This is a genomic window from Rathayibacter sp. VKM Ac-2929, assembly GCF_022815495.1.
Taxonomy (GTDB): Bacteria; Actinomycetota; Actinomycetes; order Actinomycetales; family Microbacteriaceae; genus Rathayibacter; species Rathayibacter festucae.
The window spans coordinates 44,855-58,134 of the sequence record NZ_JALGRV010000003.1; the positions used below are offsets into that span (position 1 = coordinate 44,855).

Here is a 13,280-nt window from a genome sequence, read left to right on the forward strand (position 1 = left end):
TACGCCTTTCACGGCGTGTCGCGTACACAAGTGGCATCTCGCTGTCTGGGACGGGGTGCGCGGGAATAGGGGGCGGCTCGCGGGGCTTCTGGGTCGTATGCGATCCATCGTCTACTCCCGCTCCGGTTCCTCCTCCGTCCTCTCGCTCGTCGACCGGGAGGCCGGCACGCCGGGCGCCGGCGAGGTGCGCGTGCGCGTCCTCGTCTCGGGCGTCAATCCGACCGACTGGAAGGCGCGCGCCGGTGGCGAGCCGCCCTTCGACGAGGTCGTCCCCAATCAGGACGGCGCCGGCGTGATCGACGCCGTCGGCGAGGGCGTCGACGGGTTCGCGGTCGGCGACCGCGTCTGGTTCTACCTCGCCGCCCACCAGCGGCCGACCGGCTCCGCGCAGGAGTCGACCGTCCTCGCCGCCGAGCACGTCGTGCGCCTGCCCGAGGGCATCGGCGCCGAGCTCGGAGCGAGCCTCGGCGTCCCCGCGATGACCGCGCACCGCGCCCTCACCGTGCACGAGGAGGGGCCCGTCCGCCTCTCCCCCGGCGCGCTCGCCGGCCGCACCGTCCTGGTGCAGGGCGGCGCGGGAGCGGTCGGTCACGCCGCCATCCAGCTCGCGGTCTGGGCCGGAGCGACCGTCATCGCCACCGTGAGCAGCGACGCGAAGGCGCGTCTCGCGACGGCCGCCGGCGCGCAGCACGTCCTGCAGTACCCGGACGAGCAGCTCGCGGAGAGGATCCTCGAGATCGCTCCCGACGGCGTCCAGCAGATCGTCGAGGTGGCGCCGACGCAGAACGCCGCCCTCGATGTCGAGGTGCTCGCGAACCACGGCAGCATCGGCTACTACGCGAACAACAACGGCGACGAGTTCACCATCCCGATCGTGCCGAGCTTCGCCAAGAACGCCCGCTGGCAGGGTCTGCTGCTCTACACGGTCGGCGAGGCGCCGCTCCAGGCCGCGGCGGAGGACATCACCGCGGCCCTGCGCGACGGCGCCCTCCCCGTCGGCGAGGAGGCCGGCCTGCCGCTGACCTGGTTCCCGCTCGAGGAGACCGCCGCCGCCCACGACGCCGTCGAGAGCGGAGTGACGGGCAAGGTGCTCATCCGCGTCGCCGCGGAGTAGGCCTGCTGATGCCGAGCGAGCAGCCCTCGCGCGGTTCCTGCTGATCGAGTAGCCCTCGCAGAGGGCGTATCGAGATCCACCGTCATCCGGTGGGCGGGTCTCGATACGCCGCTGCGCGGCTACTCGACCAGCATGAAGGGCGCTGCGCGCTCCTCGACCAGCATGGAACGCGCGTGCCCGCCCACGCCGTGCAGCGCGTTCGAGCCTTTCTTCGCATGCTCGCGCCGGAGGGCCTCTTCCTGCTGATCGAGTAGCCCTCGCAGAGGGCGTATCGAGATCCGCGGTCAGCCGCGCAGCGGCGGCGAGCCGGCGACCGTCGCGCGGTCGGCGAGGCCGTCGAGCAGCTCGCGCAGCGCCTCCTCGGCGGTGGTCGTCGGCTCCCAGCCGAGGACGGTGCGCGCCTTCTCCGTCGACATGACCGGCGTGTTCGTCGCGATGTCGAGCCAGCCCGCGTCGGTGCGCTGCAGCCGCAGCCGCCAGGTCGCGGTGACGATCGAGCGGAGCAACCCCACCGGCACCGTCACGAGCCGCGCGCCGACGACGTCCGCGATCCGCTGCGGCGTGAGCACCGGCTCCGCGGCGATGTTGAAGGCCCCGCCCGCCCGGCGGTCGAGCGCGCGCCAGAACGCGTCCGCGACGTCGTCGGCGTGCACGCCCTGGAAGATCAGCGTCCGCGGCAGCGGCAGCACCGGCGGCCGGACCGCCCGCAGCCAGCGCGTCGGGTACCGCGGGCCGGCGAAGAGCCCGGCGATCTCGGTCGCCGCCCCGCGCTGGAAGACCAGCCCCGGCCGCAGCCGGGTGAGCACCACCTCCGGGTGCTCCGTCTCGAAGGCGTCCATCGCACGCTCGTTCGCCGCCTTGTGCCGGCTGTAGGTCGAGGTGTGCAATCCGCCGGTCGGCCAGCTCTCGTCGACGCGCAGGCTCTTCGGCGCCGCGCTGTAGGCGCCGACGGACGACGCCACCGCGACCTGGCCGACTCCGCTCGCCGCCGCGGCCGCCAGCACCGCCGCGGTCCCGCCGACGTCGACCAGACGCTGGAACGGCTCGTCGTGGCTCGGCTGCAGCGCCCAGGCCAGGTGCACGACCGCGTCCACGCCGGTGAACGCCTCCCGCAGCTGCCGCTCGGCGTCGCTCGAGGCCACGTCGACCTCGTGCCAGCGCACGTCGCGGTACTCGTCCGCTCCGGGTCGCGGCTCGCGCCGGGCGATCCCGACGATCTCCGTCACCGCGTCCTCCCGCTGGAGGCGCCTCAGCAGGGCCGTGCCCAGGTTGCCCGTCGCTCCGACGATCGCGATCCGCATGATGTCCCTCCGCGGGCGGCGTCCGCCGTCCTGCTCCGAGGCTAGGCACCGCTCCCCCGCCGCAGCAGCCGCTTGACACTCCCCGCCCAGCCGACCGCCCCGCCCGACCGCCTAGCCCACCCGACCACCGCGGCGCATCCCCGCGCGGCGGACCGCACGCCTGCCTAGCCTGGAGGGCATGTCCCGCCCCTCGCCCGTCGTCCGCCACCGGATCGACGGGATCGAGCTCCGGACCCTCGCGACCGGTCGCGCCGACGCCGAGCGCACCTTCGTCCTGATCCACGGCATCGGGATGTCGCACCACACCTTCTCGACCCTCGCCGTCACCCTCCGCGCGCACGGCCGCGTCGTCGCCGTCGACCTCGCCGGCTTCGGCGCCAACCGCTCGCCCCGCCGCCGCGTCGGCATCGCCGACCACGCCCGCCTGGTCGAGAGAGCGCTGGCGGAGCGCGGCGTCACCCGGGCGGTCGTCGTCGGCCACTCGATGGGCGCCCAGGTGGCGGTCGAGCTCGCCGCCCGCGCGCCCGGCCTCGTCGCGGGCGCGGTCCTGATCGGCCCGGTCGTCGATCCGCAGCGCCCCGGTGCCGTCCGGCAGGGCCTCGCGCTCGCCCGCGACTGCCTGGGCGAGCCGCTCGGCGTCGACGCCCTGCTCTTCGCCGACTACGTCCGCGGCGGTCTCGGCTGGTACCTGCGCCAGCTGCCCGAGATGCTGCACTACCCGATCCAGCGGCGGCTGGCCGCGGTCAGCGCGCCCGTGCTGATCGCGCGCGGACGGGACGATCCGATCGCCACCCGCGACTGGTGCGAGCGCCTCCTCGCCCACGCCGCCGACGGGCGCCTCCTCGAATTCGCCGGCTCCCGCCACGTGGTCCCGCGCACGCAGCCGGAGTCGCTCGCGCTCGCCCTGGCGTCCTTCGCCGCCGACATCGCCCGCGCGCCCGACGCCGCCCCTGCGCCCGACGCCGCCCCCGCGCCCGACGCCGACCCGTCCCCGGTGCCCGCATGACGCACCTCGTCCGCGACGCCGTCTGGTGGATCCGCGACTACGCCTACGCCGTCGCCTGGCAGGTCCGCGCCTTCGTCTCCCGCCGCGCCCCCGACGACTACCTCGACGGCACGGAGCGGCCGATCGTGGTCCTGCCCGGGATCTGGGAGACCTGGGCCTTCCTCCGACCGATCATCGACCCGCTGCACCACCGCGGCCACCCGATGCACGTGCTCACCAGCCTCGGCTGGAACGGCCGCCCGGTCGCCCGCACCGCGGAGGACGTGGCCGCCTACCTCGCCGAGCACGACCTCCGCGACGTGGTGATCGTCGCGCACAGCAAGGGCGGCCTGATCGGCAAGTACGTGATGACCGAGCTCGACCCCGACGGCCGCGTCGACCGGATGGTGGCGGTCGCCACGCCGTTCGGCGGCTCGCGCTACGCGCCCTACCTGCTGCTGAAGAGCCTCCGCTCGTTCTCGCCCCGAGACGCGACGACCCTGCTGCTCTCCAGCCGGGCGGGCGCGAACGCGCGGATCACCTCGGTCTTCGGCCTCTTCGACCCGCACATCCCCGAGGGCAGCATGCTCGAGGGCGCGGTCAACGTGCGGATCGAGACCGGCGGGCACTTCCGCATCCTCAGCGACCCGGAGACGCTCGCGGCGGTCGTCGCCGCGGTGGACGCGCCTACTCGGCCGGCGGAGTGATCGTCTCGGCGTCGGCCGGGCACTCGATGACCGCCACGCCTCCGCCGTCGGCGTCGTCGACCACGGCACCCGCCGCGGCGAACGGCGCGCGGAAGCAGTAGGCCTCCGGCAGATCGGCCACGTCCGGGAAGGCCGCGGCGTCGACCGGTGTGCGGAACGACAGCGCCCCGAACTCGCCGCCCTCGCTGAGAGCGTCGTAGGACTCGATCCCGATCAGGTCCACGCCCTCGACGGCCTGGTCGCTCGCGAGCCGGGCGTAGCCGAAGGCGTCGTCCTGCGGCCCGGCGAGGGAGGAGACGAGCGCGAGCACGCGGTCGCGCGACTCCTCGCGGGGCGCCACGTCGTTCGACACGACCACGTCCGGCGCGGGAGCGGTGCAGCCGGCGAGCGCGAGCACCGCCAGGGCCGCGCCGATCAGCAGGGCCGGCGGGGTCGCGCGGGCCGGGGAGGTCGTCGGGGCCGGTCGCGTCCGCATCAGCTTCACCCGACCGACCCTAGCCGCGTAGCAACTGCTCCGCACCGCGCGGAACCCCCTCGGCCGGGCGGGCGCCGGAGCGGAGCATGGAGTGATGAGCTCCTCCACCAGCCCCGGCCCGCGCACCTCCGGCCCCACCGAGCTCCTCCTCGTGCGCCACGGCGAGAGCGTCGCCAACATCGCGGCGAGCGCCGCCGAGGCGGAGGGCGCCCACGACATCGCCGTCGACCGGCGCGACCCCGACGTCGAGCTGTCCCCGGCCGGCCGCGAGCAGGCCCGCGCGCTCGGCCGCTGGCTCGCCGACGGCAACGCCCCGGTCGCCGCCTGGTCCTCGCCGTACCTGCGCGCGTCCTCGACAGCGCAGCTGGCCTTCGAGGAGGCGGGCCTCGACCTCGTGCCCCGCCTCGACGAGCGGCTCCGCGACCGCGATCTCGGCATCGCCGACCGCCTGACCACCGCGGGCTTCCGCGCGCGATTCCCCGAGGAGGCGGCGCGGCGGGACTGGCTCGGCAAGTTCTACTACCGCCCGCCGGGCGGCGAGTCCTGGACCGACCTCGCCCAGCGGGTGCGCTCGTTCCTCGACCACCTCGACGTCGTCGCGCCGGCCGGACCGGTCGCGCTGTTCTGCCACGACGCCGTCGTCCTGATCATCCGCTCGGTCTGCGAGGGCCTCACCGAGCGCGAGCTGCTCGACATCGGCCGGGCGACCCCGGTCGCGAACGCCTCCGTCACCCGGCTCGTCCGCGACGGCGACGCCTGGACGCTCGAGCGCTTCAACGAGACCGCGCACCTCGAGGAGTCGAGCGCGCCGGTCACCCGCCACGACACCGGCGAGGACACCGCCGTCGACACCGCCGTCGACGACCCGCGAGGAAGGACCGGCTCATGAGCGAGACCCGGCACAGGAGCGAGACCGCGCACAGGAGCGCCGTCGTCGACCGCGCCCTGCTCGAACGGCGCTGGCCGCTGCCCGACCCGGCGGGATCGAAGCACGCCCGCGGTGACGTGGTCGTGGTCGGCGGCGCCCGCAAGACGCCCGGAGCGGCGATCCTCGCCGGGATCGCGGCCCTCCGGGTCGGCGCCGGCCGGATCACCCTCTGCGTCGCCGAGTCCGTCGCCTCCGCCACCGCCGTCGCGCTGCCCGAGTGCGGCGTCGTGCCGCTGGAGGAGACCCGCGGCGGCTCGATCTCGGGCCGTGGGCTCTCCGCGCTGGAAGGCGAGCTGGGCTCCGCCGACGTCGCGCTGATCGGCCCCGGACTCGACGACCCGAAGGCGACCGCCGCGACGCTGCGCGCGATCGCTCCGCTGCTCGCCGACGTCCCCGCTGTGCACCTCGACGCCTTCCCGCTCGGCGTGCTGCCGGGCCAGCGGCGCGTCGCCCGCGCCCTCGCCGGCCGCCTGCTCCTGACGCCGAACACGGAGGAGGCCGCGCGGCTGCTCGGCGCGGAGGTGGACGACGTGGAGGCCGCCGCGATCGCCGTCGCGCAGCGCTACGGAGCGGTCGTCAGCCTCTTCAACGTGATCGCGGCGCCCGACGGCGACGCCGTCCGCATCGAGGGCGAGCACCCCGGCCTCGCGACGGCGGGCAGCGGCGACGTCCTCGCCGGCGCGACGGCCGGGCTCCGCGCACGGGGCCTCGACCCGCAGGGCGCCGCGGCGTGGGGTGCCTTCCTGCACACCGAGGCCGACTCGGTCCTCGTGCGCAGGCTCGGCCCGGCCGGCTACCTCGCGCGCGAGATCCCGGGCGAGTTCCCGGCGCTGCTCACAGGCTGACGCGGGAGCGGTCCGGGACGGCGGCCCGGAACGTGCGCCTCAGGACGCGCCGGTCAGGATCAGTGGTCAGGATCGGCGGCTCAGCCGGCGGCGGTCAGTGCGCGACGTCGGCGACGGAGAAGGCCACTCCCGGCGTGATCAGGATCGACGTCTCGCGGGGCTGGCCCTCGCCCTGGTTGACGGTCAGCCAGCGCGAGGCGGTGCCGTCGAGCGCCTCCTCGACGCTCGCACGGACCTCCGCGGCGGTGGTGTCGTGCAGGCTGTAGGGGGTGCCGCCGTAGATCAGCTCGACGCGCTTCACAGCAGGCCCTCCTCGCTCTGGCGGGCTCCGCCGTGCGGCTCCTCGCTGATGCGCAGGCCGTGGGCGCTGTGCGAATCGGCCAGGAGCTGGCGGATCCAGTCGGGGTTGATGGCCGGCGCGCGGCCGCCGTGGTACTTGAAGCGCAGCGGGATCGCCGGGTGCAGCCAGATCGACGTGCGACCGTCGCCGACGGACTGCGAGTCCTTCCACGAGAGGTAGAAGGACTCGTTGCGCGACAGCTTCGAGCCGATGACGATCTGCAGATGGGCGAGCAGTCGGTCGTCGAAGTCGGCTTCGAGAGTCGAGTCGTAGATCAATCGGCCCATGAGGGCGGTCTCCGTTCGCAGTGCAGTCCAGCCGGCGGGGGCACGGCCGGACGGTACGGGGCGATTCTAACCGCCCCGGGTCCGACGCTCAGCGTCGATCGTCATCCGAATCGAAGTGCGGGATCTCGAGGTCGGACAGGTGCGGCGAGGACGAGTCGCCCTCCTCGGCCAGCGGCTGGGACACTCCGAGCCGCGCCGTCTCCTTCGCGAGCCTCTCGACCAGGGCCGCGTCCACGATCTCCTCGCCGCCGTCGTCCTCGGTCTCCGAGAAGAGCTGGCTGGCCGGACCGATCAGCAGGGTCGCCCGGCCGAGCTCGCCGGTGGAGCGCCGGATCGGGATGTCGACCGACATCGCGCCCTTGCGCAGCGCGAGGGCCTCCGCGTAGCCGACGAGCGAGTGCGCGATCCGGCTGCCGGTGAGCACCGAGCTGCCGGCGTAGTGGATGCGTTCCATGCGTCCTTCCTACCGCTCAGCGCCCGATCGGAGCATCCGGGTTGCGCGGCGGGACCGGGCTTGATAGCGCCTCGATCCTCCGCTCGAGCCCCTCGCGGACCGCCGGCCACTCCTCCACCAGGATCGAGTGCACCGCCGTGTCGCGCCAGGAGCCGTCCGCCCGCCGCTGGTCGTGCCGCAGCACGCCCTCGAAGACCGCGCCGAGGCGGAGGATCGCCGCGCGGGAGCGCGCGTTCGCCGCGTCCGCCTGCAGCTTCACCCGCGAGAAGCCGCTGTCGAAGGCCAGGCCGAGCAGGAGGAGCTTGGTCTCGGGGTTCACGGCCGTGCCCCAGACCTCGGGGGCGTAGGCGGTCCAGCCGAGGTGCGCCGCCTCCCGCCGCTCGTCGAAGTCGGTCAGCGAGGAGGTGCCGACGACCCGGCCGTCGACGAGCACGGCGGAGGGATTGCCGGTCTCCCACGGGTAGTAGCGCCGGGCGAAGGCGCGGAACGCCTCGGCGCCGTCGGGGAGGCCCGAGGGCCCGCCGCCGTAGCCCGCGGCGAACACCTCGGGGCGGCCGATCGCGGCCCGGAGCGGCTCCAGGTGCTCCTCGGTGAGCGGCTCGAGGACGACGAGGCGGCCGGTCAGCACCGCGGGCGCCGGGCGGACAGGACGGCCGGGACGATCGGGCGAGGCGGGGCTGCTCATCCGGACATTCTGGGGCCACTGCGGCCCGCTGAGGAGTCCAGGACGCGTGCCAGCATGAGGTCCATGGAGAGCACCGCGATGTTCGCCGCCTCGGCCGGCGCCCTGCTCCGCCTGGTCGAGCGGATCGGGGACGAGCAGTGGGCGCTGCCAGGGCTGGGCGTCTGGGACGTCCGCGGCCTGACCGGGCACGCCTCGCGGGCGATCACGACGGTCGAGACGTACCTGCTCGCGGAGGAGCCGGCCGCCGCGACCGTGCCCGACGCGCTCGGCTACTACGCGGCCCTGGCCGGCGGACGCGCCGACCCCGCGGCCGTGGCGCGGCGGGGCGTCGAGACCGGGGCGCTGCTCGGCGAGCACCCGGCCGAGGTGATCGCGTCGTCGCTGCAGCGCGCCCTCGCGCTGCTGGCGCAGCAGCCGTCCGGGCGCCTCGTCGCGATCGGCGAGCACGCCCTGGCCCTGGACGAGTACCTGCGGACCCGCGTGCTCGAGCTGGTCGTGCACACCCTCGACCTGTCGCGGGCGACGGGCCTCGCGCACGAGATCCCGCCCGAGGCGGTCGAGGCCTGCTCCGCCTTGGCGGGGGCGCTCGCCGCTCGGGCGGGACGGGGCGAGGAGCTCCTGCTCGCGCTGAGCGGGCGGGAGCGCCTCGCGGACGGCTTCTCGGTGGTGTGAGCGGCCCGGTGGCGTGAGCGGCCGGGTGGTTCGAGCCGCTCGCGAGCCGAGCGGCCGGCGCGCTCAGGCGACGGCGAGCGCCTCCACCGGCGGCACCCGGGTCGCGCGGCGGGCCGGCAGGACCGCGGAGACGGCGGTGAGGACGATGCTGACCAGGACGACGGCGACCAGGATCCCGACCGGGATCGTCGGCGGCACCAGTCCGATGCCCGGCAGCGAGCCGAAGATCGCGACCGCGCCGGCCCAGCCGTAGAACGCGCCGAGGACGAGACCCAGCAGCGCCGCGGCGATCACCATCTGCGCCGCCTCGACGACGACCATCCAGCGCACCTGCGAGCCCGTGAAGCCGAGCGCGCGGAGCAGTCCCAGCTCGCGGCGGCGCTGCAGCACGCTCAGCGAGAGCGTGTTGACCATGCCGACGGCCGCGAGCAGCACAGAGAAGCCGAGCAGCACGCTCATGATCGCCGTGCTGACCGCGACGAACTGGTCGAGCGCCGCGAAGATCTCCGGGCTCATCTCGCTCGAGGCGCGAATGATCGACGAGAAGGTCGCAGCGGCCACCGCGAACATCGTGACGAGCGTCACTCCGATCACGAGGCCGATGACGGCACGCGCGCTCCTGGCGGGGTTGCGGGTGGCGTTCGCGGAGGCGAGGCGCGCGACGGGGCCGCCGCCGAAGGCCCGGCCGACCAGCGAGATCAGCGGCGGGAGCAGGACCGGCGCTCCGAGGACCACCCCGGTGAAGGAGAGCATGCCGCCGGCGAGGCCGATCAGGACGCCGAGCGGGCTGACCAGCCCGACCACGACGCCGATCACGAGGAGCAGGACGCCGACCACGAGGAGGACGAGCGCCAGGACGTTCCGGCCCGTGCGGCCGCGGAGCTCGTCGTAGCGGGGCTCGGCGGCGGAGCCGGCGGCCTGCGACGGCGCGACCGAGAGCACCCGGCGGGATCCGGCCCAGGAGGCGACGACGGTCGAGACGATCACGGCGAGGCCCGGCAGCAGCAGTCCCGGCGAGGCGAGCGGCACGGCGATGCGCGTGAAGGTCCCGGTGCTGAAGGCGATCTCGGCGCCCACGGCCACCAGGACGACGGCGGCGACGAGGCCGAGGGCCGCGCCGATCAGCCCCTGGACGAGGCCGGTCCGCACCACCTCGGCGCGGAGCGAGCGTCCGGAGGCGCCCAGCAGGCGCAGCAGCGCGATCTCGCGGGTGCGGCCGGCGATCACCGTCGACACCGCGTTGGAGGTGACGATCGCGCCGACGAAGACGGCGATGCCGAAGAAGACGCCGCCGACCACGCCCAGCGTCGTCGCGGCCTGCGCGATGCCGTCGAGACCGGCGGCGTCGAACGCCGCCACCATGTCGGCGATGACCATCACCAGGACTCCGCCGAACGCGGCCGAGAGCGCGGCGACCGTGATGATCGCGCCGCCGCCCTGCCCCGAGGCGGCCCGCAGGCCGGTGCGGGCGCTCACGACGCTCCCTCCATCGAGAGCATGGCGCGCGAGATCTCCTCGGCGCTCATCCCGCGGCGGTCGTCGACGACGGCCCCGTCGCGGAGGAAGACGATGCGGTCGGCGAAGGCCGCGGCGATCGGGTCGTGGGTGACCATCGCGATCGACTGGCCGTACTCGCGGGTCGAGGCGCGGAGGAGGCTGAGCACCTCGCGGCCGGTGCGCGAGTCGAGGTTGCCGGTCGGCTCGTCGGCGAAGATCAGCTGCGGGCGGGTGGCCAGGGCGCGGGCGATGGCGACGCGCTGCTGCTGGCCGCCGGAGAGCTCGTGCGGGCGGTGGGTGAGGCGCTCGCGGAGACCGAGCGACTCGATCAGACGGGCGATCCACTCCTCCTCCTCGGCCGTGACGCGGCGGCCGTCGAGCTCGAACGGGAGGCGGATGTTGCCGCGCACGTCGAGGGTCGGGACGAGGTTGAAGGCCTGGAAGACGAAGCCGACGCTGCGCCGGCGGAGCACGGTGAGCTCGGCGTCGCCCATCGCGGTGATCTCGACGTCGCCGAGGAAGACGCGGCCGGCCGAGGCGGTGTCGAGGCCGGCGAGCACGTGCATCAGCGTCGACTTGCCGGAGCCGCTGGGGCCCATCACCGCGGTGAACTCGCCGCGCTCGATCGAGAGGGTGACGTCGTCGAGGGCGACGACGGGCGGCGTGCTGCCGTAGAGCTTGCGCACGCCCTCGACGCGCGCCACGACGGAGGAGGTCTGGTTCTGCATGTCTCCGACGCTACGGAGCCGCCTCTGTCGCGGGCGTCGCCCCGGGTGGCCGCCGCCGTCATCCTCCCGGGTGACCCGTGCTGGTCCCTGCGGCCCCCGCGAGATGCCACTTATGAGCGGGATCCACGGCGTGTCGTGCTCATAAGTGGCATCTCGCGGCGGGGATCGGCGCGCGCGTCAGGGGGCGGCGTCAGGGGCGGAGGCCGGCTCGGCGGAGGGTGAGGGCGGAGAGGGCGGCGGTGGCGGCGGGGTCGCCGGCGCGCCAGGCGGGGACGGCGGCCGGGTGGGCGGCGAGGATCTCGCGCGGGGTCGCCTCGGTGAGGGCGCGGAGGGCCAGCAGCTCGGCGCCGCCGGGGGTCGTGCCGAGGGCACGCAGCTCGGCGGTGCGGCGGGCGAAGCGCAGGCGCGGGCGGAGCCAGACCACGGCGAGCAGGAGCAGCGGCAGCCCGCCGATCGCGAGGCCGGCCACGATCGCCAGCGCGCTCGCGAGCTGCTGCTGGTCGCGGCCGGCCGCGGCGAGCACCGCTCCGGCGCCGCTGGCCTCGTCGAACGGCGCGCGCACGGCGTCGCCGAGCAGCGGGATGCCGCCGAGCGTCGAGCCGGCGTCGCTCATGGTCGAGCCGAAGCCGCTGCCCGCGCTCTCGAGGCGGCGGCCGATCTCGGCGAGGCCCGCGATCAGCGAGCCGACGGCGATCCCGGCCGCGATCGCGATCACCGCGACGGCGAGCGCGAGGGCGTCGGCCGTGATCTGGCGGGCGCGGACGGCGGGGAGGTCGGCGTAGATCTGCACCAGCCGATCATCCCCCGCCCGCGGCCGTCGTGCGCGTCGCTGCCGGAGCGGACGGGTCTCGAAGCGGGTCGACCCCGTCGCGCCTCAGTCGAGGAGGTCGTGCAGGACGACGACCTGCTCGCGCTCCGGCCCGACGCCGATCGCGGAGAAGCGGGCGCCGCTCATCGCCTCGAGGGCGCGGACGTAGTCCTGCGCGGCCTGCGGCAGGTCGGCGAACTCGCGGCAGCCGGTGATGTCCTCCTGCCATCCGGGGAACTCCTCGTAGATCGGCTTCGCGTGGTGGAAGTCGCTCTGCGAGACGGGGACCTCGTCGTGGCGCACGCCGTCGACCTCGTAGGCGACGCAGACCGGGATGGTCTCCAGGCCCGAGAGCACGTCGAGCTTGGTCAGCACGAAGTCGGTGACGCCGTTGATCCGCGCGGAGTAGCGGGCGATCGGGGCGTCGTACCAGCCGCAGCGGCGCGGGCGGCCGGTGGTGGTGCCGAACTCGAAGCCCTGCTTGCGCAGGTACTCGCCCCACTCGTCGAACAGCTCGGTCGGGAACGGGCCGGCGCCGACGCGGGTCGTGTACGCCTTGATGACCGCGATGACGCGCTCGATCCGGTTGGGCGCCACTCCGGAGCCGGTGGCCGCGCCGCCCGAGGTCGCGTTGGAGGAGGTGACGAACGGGTAGGTGCCGTGGTCGACGTCGAGCATCGTGGCCTGGCCGGCCTCGAAGAGGACCGTCTTGCCGGCGTCGAGGGCCCGGGCGAGGACCAGCGAGGTGTCCGCGACCATCGGGCGCAGGCGCTCCGTGTACTGCAGCAGGTCCTCCATGACCTGCTCGACCAGGATCGCGCGGCGGTTGTAGACCTTCACCAGCAGGTGGTTCTTCTGGTCGAGGGCGCCCTCGATCTTCTGCCGGAGGATGTTCTCGTCGAAGAGGTCCTGGATCCGGATGCCGACCCGGTTGATCTTGTCGGCGTAGGCCGGGCCGATGCCGCGGCCGGTGGTGCCGATCTGGCGCTTGCCGAGGAAGCGCTCCGTCACCTTGTCGAGGGTGCGGTGGTAGCTGGTGATCACATGCGCGTTGGCGCTGACGAGCAGCTTCGAGACGTCGACGCCGCGGGCGCTCAGCGCCTCGAGCTCGTGGAAGAGCACCTCGATGTCGACGACGACGCCGTTCGCGATGACGGGGACGACGCCCGGCGTGAGGATGCCCGAGGGCAGCAGGTGCAGCGCGTACTTCTCGTCGCCCACGACGACCGTGTGCCCGGCGTTGTTGCCGCCGTTGAACTTGACGACGTAGTCGACGCGGCTGCCGAGCAGGTCGGTCGCGCGTCCCTTGCCCTCGTCGCCCCACTGGGCGCCGGTGATGACGATTGCTGGCATGGCGTGTCCTTCGCTGTGCGAAACGGCAGTACCCGGAGACGCCGGGTGCGGGGCCGGCCGTGCGACGGAGGAGTCGCGACAGGGCGACCAGCCCGAGCCAG

16 protein-coding genes are annotated in these 13,280 nt (G+C 74.5%); 6 read left to right on the forward strand and 10 right to left on the reverse strand.

Features of this window, described 5'->3' with window-relative positions; genetic code table 11:
- The first annotated feature begins 97 nt into the window (after positions 1–97).
- On the forward strand, positions 98–1,114 hold the full coding sequence (locus MT355_RS09335; RefSeq protein WP_243599328.1) for an NADPH:quinone reductase: 1,017 nt from the start codon (positions 98–100) through the stop codon (positions 1,112–1,114).
- A gap of 284 nt (positions 1,115–1,398) precedes the next feature.
- On the opposite strand, the gene MT355_RS09340 is transcribed toward MT355_RS09335, so the two are convergent.
- On the reverse strand, positions 1,399–2,415 hold the full coding sequence (locus MT355_RS09340) for an NAD-dependent epimerase/dehydratase family protein (protein WP_243599329.1): 1,017 nt from the start codon (positions 2,413–2,415) through the stop codon (positions 1,399–1,401).
- 178 nt (positions 2,416–2,593) lie between these two features.
- Here MT355_RS09340 and MT355_RS09345 point away from each other — a divergent pair, with 178 nt between their 5' ends.
- A complete protein-coding gene (locus MT355_RS09345) occupies positions 2,594–3,421 on the forward strand; it encodes an alpha/beta fold hydrolase (RefSeq protein ID WP_243599330.1) in 828 nt (275 codons plus the stop codon).
- The gene (locus tag MT355_RS09350) at positions 3,418–4,107 is read left to right on the forward strand and encodes a triacylglycerol lipase (protein WP_243599331.1); all 690 of its coding nucleotides are present in this window, start codon (positions 3,418–3,420) and stop codon (positions 4,105–4,107) included. The genes MT355_RS09345 and MT355_RS09350 overlap by 4 nt, the downstream gene beginning before the upstream one ends.
- On the opposite strand, the gene MT355_RS09355 is transcribed toward MT355_RS09350, so the two are convergent.
- Positions 4,088–4,591, reverse strand: a complete 504-nt coding sequence (locus MT355_RS09355) for a hypothetical protein (protein ID WP_243599332.1) — start codon at positions 4,589–4,591, stop codon at positions 4,088–4,090. The two genes, MT355_RS09350 and MT355_RS09355, sit on opposite strands and share 20 nt — an antisense overlap.
- 85 nt (positions 4,592–4,676) lie before the next feature.
- Between MT355_RS09355 and MT355_RS09360 the strand changes: the two genes are divergently transcribed.
- Positions 4,677–5,471 carry a histidine phosphatase family protein gene (locus tag MT355_RS09360; protein ID WP_243599333.1) on the forward strand — a complete coding sequence of 265 codons (795 nt, stop codon included), beginning with the start codon at positions 4,677–4,679 and terminating at the stop codon, positions 5,469–5,471.
- Entirely contained in the window at positions 5,468–6,355 is an 888-nt protein-coding gene (locus MT355_RS09365; protein WP_123736259.1) for an ADP/ATP-dependent (S)-NAD(P)H-hydrate dehydratase, read from the forward strand. Before MT355_RS09360 ends, MT355_RS09365 begins: the two co-directional genes overlap by 4 nt.
- Positions 6,356–6,449: 94 nt before the next feature.
- Here the strand turns inward: MT355_RS09365 and MT355_RS09370 are convergent, their stop codons facing one another.
- From MT355_RS09370 to MT355_RS09385, 4 genes are all read right to left on the reverse strand, one after another.
- Positions 6,450–6,656, reverse strand: coding sequence for a hypothetical protein (locus MT355_RS09370; RefSeq protein ID WP_243599334.1), 207 nt, complete (start codon positions 6,654–6,656; stop codon positions 6,450–6,452).
- On the reverse strand, positions 6,653–6,982 hold the full coding sequence (locus MT355_RS09375) for an ATP-dependent DNA ligase (RefSeq protein WP_123447118.1): 330 nt from the start codon (positions 6,980–6,982) through the stop codon (positions 6,653–6,655). The genes MT355_RS09370 and MT355_RS09375 overlap by 4 nt, the downstream gene beginning before the upstream one ends.
- Before the next feature lie 88 nt (positions 6,983–7,070).
- A complete protein-coding gene (locus MT355_RS09380) occupies positions 7,071–7,436 on the reverse strand; it encodes a hypothetical protein (RefSeq protein ID WP_123706004.1) in 366 nt (121 codons plus the stop codon).
- 16 nt (positions 7,437–7,452) lie between these two features.
- Complete coding sequence (locus MT355_RS09385; protein ID WP_243599335.1) at positions 7,453–8,121, reverse strand: GNAT family N-acetyltransferase; 669 nt, start codon at positions 8,119–8,121, stop codon at positions 7,453–7,455.
- A gap of 63 nt (positions 8,122–8,184) precedes the next feature.
- Here MT355_RS09385 and MT355_RS09390 point away from each other — a divergent pair, with 63 nt between their 5' ends.
- Positions 8,185–8,793: a maleylpyruvate isomerase N-terminal domain-containing protein gene (locus MT355_RS09390; protein WP_243599336.1), complete on the forward strand. Its 609-nt coding sequence runs from the start codon at positions 8,185–8,187 to the stop codon at positions 8,791–8,793.
- A 63-nt stretch (positions 8,794–8,856) separates the two neighbouring features.
- Here the strand turns inward: MT355_RS09390 and MT355_RS09395 are convergent, their stop codons facing one another.
- The 4 genes from MT355_RS09395 to MT355_RS09410 all read right to left on the reverse strand — a co-directional run bounded on the left by MT355_RS09395 (position 8,857) and on the right by MT355_RS09410 (position 13,179).
- Positions 8,857–10,269, reverse strand: coding sequence for an FtsX-like permease family protein (locus tag MT355_RS09395; RefSeq protein WP_243599337.1), 1,413 nt, complete (start codon positions 10,267–10,269; stop codon positions 8,857–8,859).
- Positions 10,266–11,018 carry an ABC transporter ATP-binding protein gene (locus MT355_RS09400; protein ID WP_123447122.1) on the reverse strand — a complete coding sequence of 251 codons (753 nt, stop codon included), beginning with the start codon at positions 11,016–11,018 and terminating at the stop codon, positions 10,266–10,268. Before MT355_RS09400 ends, MT355_RS09395 begins: the two co-directional genes overlap by 4 nt.
- Positions 11,019–11,208: 190 nt before the next feature.
- Positions 11,209–11,808 carry a hypothetical protein gene (locus tag MT355_RS09405; RefSeq protein ID WP_243599338.1) on the reverse strand — a complete coding sequence of 200 codons (600 nt, stop codon included), beginning with the start codon at positions 11,806–11,808 and terminating at the stop codon, positions 11,209–11,211.
- An 84-nt stretch (positions 11,809–11,892) separates the two neighbouring features.
- Complete coding sequence (locus tag MT355_RS09410; RefSeq protein ID WP_123736253.1) at positions 11,893–13,179, reverse strand: adenylosuccinate synthase; 1,287 nt, start codon at positions 13,177–13,179, stop codon at positions 11,893–11,895.
- Positions 13,180–13,280: the final 101 nt, after the last annotated feature.

What these genes read in the sequence shown, in the direction of transcription:
- MT355_RS09380 (WP_123706004.1), bottom strand. Translation starts at nt 7,436, where the DNA reads ATGGAACGCATCCACTACGCCGGCAGCTCGGTGCTCACCGGCAGCCGG.
- MT355_RS09335 (WP_243599328.1), top strand. Translation starts at nt 98, where the DNA reads ATGCGATCCATCGTCTACTCCCGCTCCGGTTCCTCCTCCGTCCTCTCG.
- MT355_RS09345 (WP_243599330.1), top strand. Translation starts at nt 2,594, where the DNA reads ATGTCCCGCCCCTCGCCCGTCGTCCGCCACCGGATCGACGGGATCGAG.
- MT355_RS09385 (WP_243599335.1), bottom strand. Translation starts at nt 8,121, where the DNA reads ATGAGCAGCCCCGCCTCGCCCGATCGTCCCGGCCGTCCTGTCCGCCCG.
- MT355_RS09340 (WP_243599329.1), bottom strand. Translation starts at nt 2,415, where the DNA reads ATGCGGATCGCGATCGTCGGAGCGACGGGCAACCTGGGCACGGCCCTG.
- MT355_RS09365 (WP_123736259.1), top strand. Translation starts at nt 5,468, where the DNA reads ATGAGCGAGACCCGGCACAGGAGCGAGACCGCGCACAGGAGCGCCGTC.
- MT355_RS09400 (WP_123447122.1), bottom strand. Translation starts at nt 11,018, where the DNA reads ATGCAGAACCAGACCTCCTCCGTCGTGGCGCGCGTCGAGGGCGTGCGC.
- MT355_RS09360 (WP_243599333.1), top strand. Translation starts at nt 4,677, where the DNA reads ATGAGCTCCTCCACCAGCCCCGGCCCGCGCACCTCCGGCCCCACCGAG.
- MT355_RS09390 (WP_243599336.1), top strand. Translation starts at nt 8,185, where the DNA reads ATGGAGAGCACCGCGATGTTCGCCGCCTCGGCCGGCGCCCTGCTCCGC.
- MT355_RS09350 (WP_243599331.1), top strand. Translation starts at nt 3,418, where the DNA reads ATGACGCACCTCGTCCGCGACGCCGTCTGGTGGATCCGCGACTACGCC.
- MT355_RS09410 (WP_123736253.1), bottom strand. Translation starts at nt 13,179, where the DNA reads ATGCCAGCAATCGTCATCACCGGCGCCCAGTGGGGCGACGAGGGCAAG.
- MT355_RS09375 (WP_123447118.1), bottom strand. Translation starts at nt 6,982, where the DNA reads ATGGGCCGATTGATCTACGACTCGACTCTCGAAGCCGACTTCGACGAC.